This window comes from Vibrio makurazakiensis, assembly GCF_050337375.1.
GTDB classification, from domain to species: domain Bacteria; phylum Pseudomonadota; class Gammaproteobacteria; order Enterobacterales; family Vibrionaceae; genus Vibrio; species Vibrio makurazakiensis.
Genome location: NZ_JAKJSW010000217.1, coordinates 1 through 6,668 on the forward strand (window position 1 = coordinate 1; position 6,668 = coordinate 6,668).

Here is a 6,668-nt window from a genome sequence, read left to right on the forward strand (position 1 = left end):
GCATAATGCTTTCAAGCACATTGAATAACAGGTCAATTTCCTCTATCGAGTTGTAGTGCATACAGCCAATACGAACCACACCTTTTTCTTCAACACCCAATTGCTTAACTAAACCCAGAGCGTAAAAGTGTCCGTTACCTACACAGATATTATGTTCACCTAAAGAACGAGCGATAAACTCTGGCTCAAACTTGTCAAAAGTTAAAGCAAACGTCGGGGTTCTGACATCTGAATCCGACTGCTTTCGTCCGTAAAGGTGCACACCTTCTAACTCTTCAAGACGTTGCAGAAAATACTCACTCAACTCTGCTTCATGCTTGTTAAACAACTGATAGCTTTGCTCTAAACGTTTACGTAACGAAGCGCTAGGATCACCGCAATGAGCAAGGTATTCCACCGCTGAAATAAACCCTGCTAGCGCTTCAAAACTCTGAGTACCCGTTTCAAATCGCCCCGGCCCAACATTGGTAGCTGGCTCTACTTTATAAGGTTTAATCGTATGCAACCATTGCGGAGCAATATAAGCCATACCTAAGTGAGGACCAAAAAACTTATATGAAGAGCAAGCTAAGAAGTCACACTTGAGCGCTTGTACATCAACAAGATGGTGCGGAGTATAATGAACCGCGTCAACATACACCTTAGATCCTACCTGATGTGCTAGTTCAACGATTCTTTTAACATCAGTAATGCTACCCGTCGTATTGGATGCATGGGTAACAGCAACTAGCTTGGTCTTCTCATTCAATAGTGATTCAAAATGTGCCATATCTAAACTAGCATCTTTTTCATCGACACGAACTTGATGAACWACCACCCCTTTATCTTCCGCGGCCTGTTGCCAACTAGAGACATTAGAATAATGATCTAACGCAGTGACAATAATCTCATCGCCTTGGTTCCAATCACGGCTGATCGCCCGGCTCAATTGGAAGGTCAATGACGTCATATTTGCGCCAAAGATTAGATTGCCAGATGATTCCGCATTCACCAAAGCTTGAGCCGATTCACGCGCTGCTTGCATTAAATGAGTCGTTTTATGACTCGAAAAATAATGACCACCTAAATTCGAATTGTAATGCCCTAAGTATTCTTGCATTGATGCCAATACAGAGACAGGTACTTGCGAGCCACCTGGGCCATCAAAAAAGGTTACAGGCTTATCGTTATAATACTGGCCTAACGCTGTGAACTGATCCCGAACTTGATTAAGAATGAAAGCCATTTGTACCTACCTTTGCAGTGAGAACAAACACATCCATATAACCTTCTTTGTTTTCCTGTACGCTACGAATAGGCTGGGCGTTATGCCAGAGCTTACTATCGGCTAACATAGCAACTTCACCATTTTTCAATATCTTAGTAAAAAACGGCTCTTCAGTGTTCGTGCTATAAAGCATAATGTCGCCACCACTTATGTTATGGCGCCCTACTCCAACAATCGCTATATGATCAAATCCATCTTGATGAACACCTTCTGGTGCTACCTGCGTTTCATCGTAAATTGCAGTGATACGCATTTGATGAATTTCAATTTCTTGACCATTAGGAAGATGATTACTTGAAGTAAACATATTGCACATTTCCAGCATACCTTCGCTCTGTAGGATAGCTGATTCAATAGGTTCGAATTGCCTCACCACATTCCCTTGGAAGTGGTTGATATCGTCTGATTGCATAAACTCATGCTTTTCTTGTTCTTTTAGCATGCCATCGACTACACGAATGACAGAGTAACGGCGCAAGCGAAACTTTCCGTCTGCATGCTCAGTGCTAGGCAAATCAAAAAAAGATGGAGAAAGCTGAGAGATAGCATTATGACTAAGGCTAGTTAATTGCAGGGTATTTCCTTGAGAATGTAACAACATCGACTCCTTAATGAATGTGCAATACTTGTGAATATTTAACATTTATTTCACAACCAAGCTTACTCAGTAATTCTGCAAATACAACGTTAATTAGCAATAAACTCCATCAAAAGTAAATATTAAGAGTATAACACCAACATTTTGCAAATAAATAGTTATAGCGACCAGATTAAAGATYGCAAGCATTGAAAAATCAGAACACTCTTCTAAAGTAATCACTCATACTCAACAATAACAATAACTTAGAATAAAATTCTGTTTAAACTCCACGTCATTACAGCGAACTGTCTCTACCATATAACCATTAATTACAATTGGCTCACGGTTAAATCTTTAATTACCTCTGTATTTTCCATACAATCGGTTACGACTATTATAAAAACTATTTTCGATTTCGGAGTCCCAATGAGTGACGTAAAACATTGTAATTTGTTAATTCTTGGTTCTGGCCCTGCTGGTTACACCGCAGCTGTTTATGCAGCGCGTGCAAATTTAAACCCGGTGATGATCACTGGTATGCAGCAAGGTGGTCAATTAACCACAACAACTGAAGTTGAAAATTGGCCAGGTGATGCTGAAGGCCTAACAGGACCTGCATTAATGGAGCGTATGAAAGAGCACGCTGAACGTTTCGAAACAGAAATCGTTTTCGACCATATCAATGAAGTTGACCTAGCGAACCGCCCTTTCAGACTCAAAGGCGACTCAGGCGAATACACGTGTGATGCCTTAATCATTTCTACGGGCGCATCAGCGAAATACCTAGGCTTAGATTCAGAAGAAGCATTCAAAGGTCGTGGCGTTTCAGCTTGTGCAACTTGTGATGGGTTCTTCTACCGTAACCAAAAAGTAGCGGTTGTAGGTGGCGGTAACACAGCGGTTGAAGAAGCTCTGTACTTATCGAACATTGCATCAGAAGTTCATTTAGTTCACCGCCGTGATACTTTCCGCGCAGAGAAGATCTTAGTTAAGCGCCTAATGGACAAAGTTGAAAACGGAAACATTGTCCTTCATACAGACCGCACTTTAGATGAAGTCCTTGGTGATGATATGGGTGTGACGGGCGTTCGAATTAAAGATACTCGTTCGGATGTAACAGAGGATATCGAGGTAATGGGTGCATTTATCGCAATTGGTCATCAACCAAACACTGCGATCTTCAAAGGCCAAGTAGATATGAAAGACGATTACATCATCGTTCAGTCTGGTTTAGAAGGTAATGCCACTCAAACAAGCATCGAAGGTGTTTTTGCTGCAGGTGATGTTATGGATCATAACTACCGCCAAGCAATTACTTCAGCAGGTACTGGTTGCATGGCTGCACTTGATGCGGAACGTTTTCTTGACAGTTTGAACGATAAATAAAATGTGATTTTTCACTTTTGTTTCAATTCCATAAAGCCCGGTGGTATATCCACCGGGCTTTCTTTTGTATACTAGCCGCCCTCAACTGAATAATAATTATCATTAAGCCTTCATAATGGATAAGAAAAAACAACGCAGCTTGAATAAGTGGCTTAAGCAACAAAGCAGCCTAGCAAAACGCTGGCTCATGATTGCTATTGGCCTTGGCGTACTTTCAAGTGTCTTTTTGCTGGCACAAGCCGCTTTACTCGCCTCTATCCTCCACCAGCTTATTATCGAAAATGTCGATAAATCTGAACTTGTCATGCACTTTGTTGGTCTTGCAGCTTCTGTTATCGGCCGCGCAGGCTGCACTTGGGGTCGTGAAATCGCAGGTTATCGCTGTGGTGAACAGATCCGTGTCTATATAAGACAACTTATCCTAGATAAGCTACGTGATTTGGGCCCCGCTTACATCAAAGGTAAACCTGCAGGTACTTGGGCAACGCTACTTCTCGAGCAAGTAGAAGACATGCAAGATTTCTTCTCTCGATACTTACCACAAATGTCGCTGTCGGTAATGGTACCTTTCATCATTCTTGTGGTTGTATTCCCTATAAACTGGGCTGCTGGCTTAATCTTTTTGATCACAGCACCACTTGTGCCGATTTTTATGGCTTTGGTGGGAATGAAAGCCGCAGATGCCAACCGTAAAAACTTCAAGGCTCTACAACGCTTATCTGGTCACTTTTACGACCGACTTCAGTCCATGACTACAATACGTTTATTTGATCGTACTAATGCGGAGACCGAGGTTTTAAAAGGTGCATCAGAGGTATTTAGAACACGAACGATGGACGTGTTGAAGATTGCATTCCTTTCGTCTGCTGTACTTGAGTTCTTCACATCTCTCTCAATCGCGATGACCGCTGTTTACTTTGGTTTTAGCTATATCGGTGACCTTAACTTTGGTCATTACGGTGTAGGAGTTACTTTGTTTGCTGGTCTATTTATCCTGATCCTAGCCCCTGAGTTTTACCAACCACTTCGTGATTTAGGTACGTATTACCACGCAAAACAACAAGCTGTTGGCGCCGCTGAAAGTATCGTTGAGTTTTTAGAAACTGACATCACTAAAGTTCAATCAGGTACAACACCACTTTCTGGCGTTAGTGATATTGCGATCAGCGCTAGTAACTTAAAAGTATTGAGCCCAGAAGGCGCAGAACTGGTCGGCCCTATTTCTTTTGATATAAAAGCGAACCAGTCTGTTGCACTCGTTGGCCCTAGTGGCGCAGGTAAAACAAGCTTAATTAACGCTATTCTAGGGTTTATGCCTTATGAGGGGAGCCTTAAGGTCAACGGTATCGAACTTCGAGATCTGGAGTTAGCTTCCTGGCGTGAACAAATCAGTTGGGTTGGTCAAAACCCACTACTATTGCACGGCACCATTCGTGACAACGTCACCCTTGGTAAGTCAAACATTAGCGATGAAGTGGTCAATCAAGCTCTATCTCAATCTTATGCTGACGAATTTGTGAATGAACATGGCCTTGATTACATGATTTCAGATCGCTCTGGCGGATTATCTGTAGGGCAATCTCAACGTTTAGCCCTAGCACGAGCAATGATTCAAAACGGTAGTTTCTGGCTACTCGATGAGCCAACGGCTAGCTTGGATGCACGCAGTGAGCAACTGGTAATGAAAGGTATTCATACCAATATTGCGTCCAATACTGCACTGCTGGTGACTCACCAACTGGCTCCACTTCAATCTGTTGATAACATCATAGTGATGAATTCAGGAAAAATCGCAGAGCAAGGTAACTATCAAGCCCTCGCTCAAGCTGGTGGACTCTTCGAAGAAATGCTTAATGCTAACTTAACGCAACAAAACAACGATAAGGGGAACCTAGATGCGTGATTTACTCCCTTACCTAAAACTGTATAAGAAACATTGGTTCGGCCTTTCATTAGGTATGCTACTCGCCTTTGCAACGTTGGCGGCTTCTATCGGCCTACTGACATTATCAGGTTGGTTTATTTCAGCGTCGGCTGTTGCTGGCTTAACCATTGCACGTGAAACGTTCAACTACATGCTACCGGGCGGAGGTGTTCGCGGGCTTGCAATGTCTAGAACAGCTGGTCGCTGGGGGGAACGTGTAGTTAGCCATAACGCGACTTTCAAGTTGCTTACCGATCTACGAATCTTCTTCTTTAAAAAGCTGGCTCCGTTAATCCCAGGACGTATATCAAACCTACGTGACGCTGATTTATTGAATCGCTTAGTTGCAGATGTAGACGCAATGGATCATGTTTACTTAAGGTTGATCAGCCCTGTAACCGTCGGTGTACTTGGAATCTTATGTCTAACTTCATTCTTAATGTGGTTCGATTCTTCATTAGGTTTATTACTCGGTAGCATACTAGTTGTTCTACTGTTCGTTTGGCCTATCCTCTTCTACAAACTGGGTAAACGAAACGGTAGCGAGCTAACACAAAACAAAGCCGACCTACGTGTTGCGACTCTCGATTGGCTCGAAGGCTACAGTGAGCTAACTCTGTTTGGTGCAGAAGAGCGCTACCGCAATGTGATTTTAGAGTCGCAACAAAAATTAATGGCGAATCAGTTCGTGAACGCGAATCTAACTGGTTTAGCATCAGCAGCACTAACACTACTCAACGGTTGGACACTAGTTCTAATCCTATGGATTGCTGCTGATGGTGTTGGTGGAAATGCTCCAGATCCATTAATCGCATTAATGGCTTTTGCAACGATGGCGAGTTTCGAGTTACTTATGCCTATCGCAGGTGCATTCCAACACCTTGGTCAAACACTTTCGTCTGCTCGCCGTTTGAATGAAATCACGCTAGCAGAGCCAGATGTTGTGTTTAAAGGTGATAGTGTCGAACTGCCACAGGCGCTCGACGTTCATTTTGATAACGTCACTTTCCGTTACCCAGACAGTGACCGCGACATATTGAACGCCGTAAACCTTACAATACCTGCGAATAGTAAAGTCGCTATTGTTGGTCAAACTGGCTCAGGCAAATCAACGTTGATCCAATTACTATGTCGTTACTGGGATACAAACCAAGGCACAATATCAATCGCTGGACGTAATCTGACTGAATGGAGCGAGTCTCAGCTTCGTAATTCCATCAGTGTAGTTAGCCAACGTGTTGATATTCTCAATGGTTCTTTACGCGACAACCTTTTGATCGCTTTACCAAACGCAGACGATTCTGTTCTCGCTGACGTATTAACAAAAGTAGGACTTGATAAGCTGCTCTCAGATACAGGGTTAGATACCTGGTTAGGAGATGGCGGTCGTCATTTATCTGGTGGTGAAAAGCGCCGCGTCGGCATCGCGCGAGCACTCCTTCATAACGCCCCAATTCTACTTCTAGATGAACCAACAGAAGGCTTAGATAAACAAACTGAACAAACAATCA

5 protein-coding genes are annotated in these 6,668 nt (G+C 42.9%); 3 read left to right on the forward strand and 2 right to left on the reverse strand.

What is annotated here, in order from left to right:
• Together L4C33_RS18220 and L4C33_RS18225 are read right to left on the reverse strand one after the other, a co-directional pair.
• On the reverse strand, positions 1-1,225 hold a 1,225-nt coding region (locus L4C33_RS18220), incomplete at its 3' end, for a cysteine desulfurase-like protein (RefSeq protein ID WP_428813830.1).
• On the reverse strand, positions 1,209-1,865 hold the full coding sequence (locus L4C33_RS18225) for a 2OG-Fe dioxygenase family protein (protein ID WP_428813834.1): 657 nt from the start codon (positions 1,863-1,865) through the stop codon (positions 1,209-1,211). The genes L4C33_RS18225 and L4C33_RS18220, both read right to left, overlap by 17 nt.
• 408 nt (positions 1,866-2,273) lie before the next feature.
• On the opposite strand from L4C33_RS18225, the gene trxB reads away from it, so the two are divergent.
• The 3 genes from trxB to cydC all read left to right on the forward strand — a co-directional run.
• Positions 2,274-3,233 carry a thioredoxin-disulfide reductase gene (gene trxB, locus L4C33_RS18230; protein WP_428813831.1) on the forward strand — a complete coding sequence of 320 codons (960 nt, stop codon included), beginning with the start codon at positions 2,274-2,276 and terminating at the stop codon, positions 3,231-3,233.
• Positions 3,234-3,348: 115 nt separating this feature from the next.
• Positions 3,349-5,136 carry a heme ABC transporter permease/ATP-binding protein CydD gene (gene cydD / locus L4C33_RS18235; protein WP_428813832.1) on the forward strand — a complete coding sequence of 596 codons (1,788 nt, stop codon included), beginning with the start codon at positions 3,349-3,351 and terminating at the stop codon, positions 5,134-5,136.
• A partial coding sequence (cydC, locus tag L4C33_RS18240; RefSeq protein ID WP_428813833.1) for a heme ABC transporter ATP-binding protein/permease CydC occupies positions 5,129-6,668 on the forward strand: 1,540 nt, incomplete at its 3' end. The genes cydD and cydC, both read left to right, overlap by 8 nt.

What these genes read in the sequence shown, in the direction of transcription:
- trxB (WP_428813831.1), top strand. Translation starts at nt 2,274, where the DNA reads ATGAGTGACGTAAAACATTGTAATTTGTTAATTCTTGGTTCTGGCCCT.
- cydD (WP_428813832.1), top strand. Translation starts at nt 3,349, where the DNA reads ATGGATAAGAAAAAACAACGCAGCTTGAATAAGTGGCTTAAGCAACAA.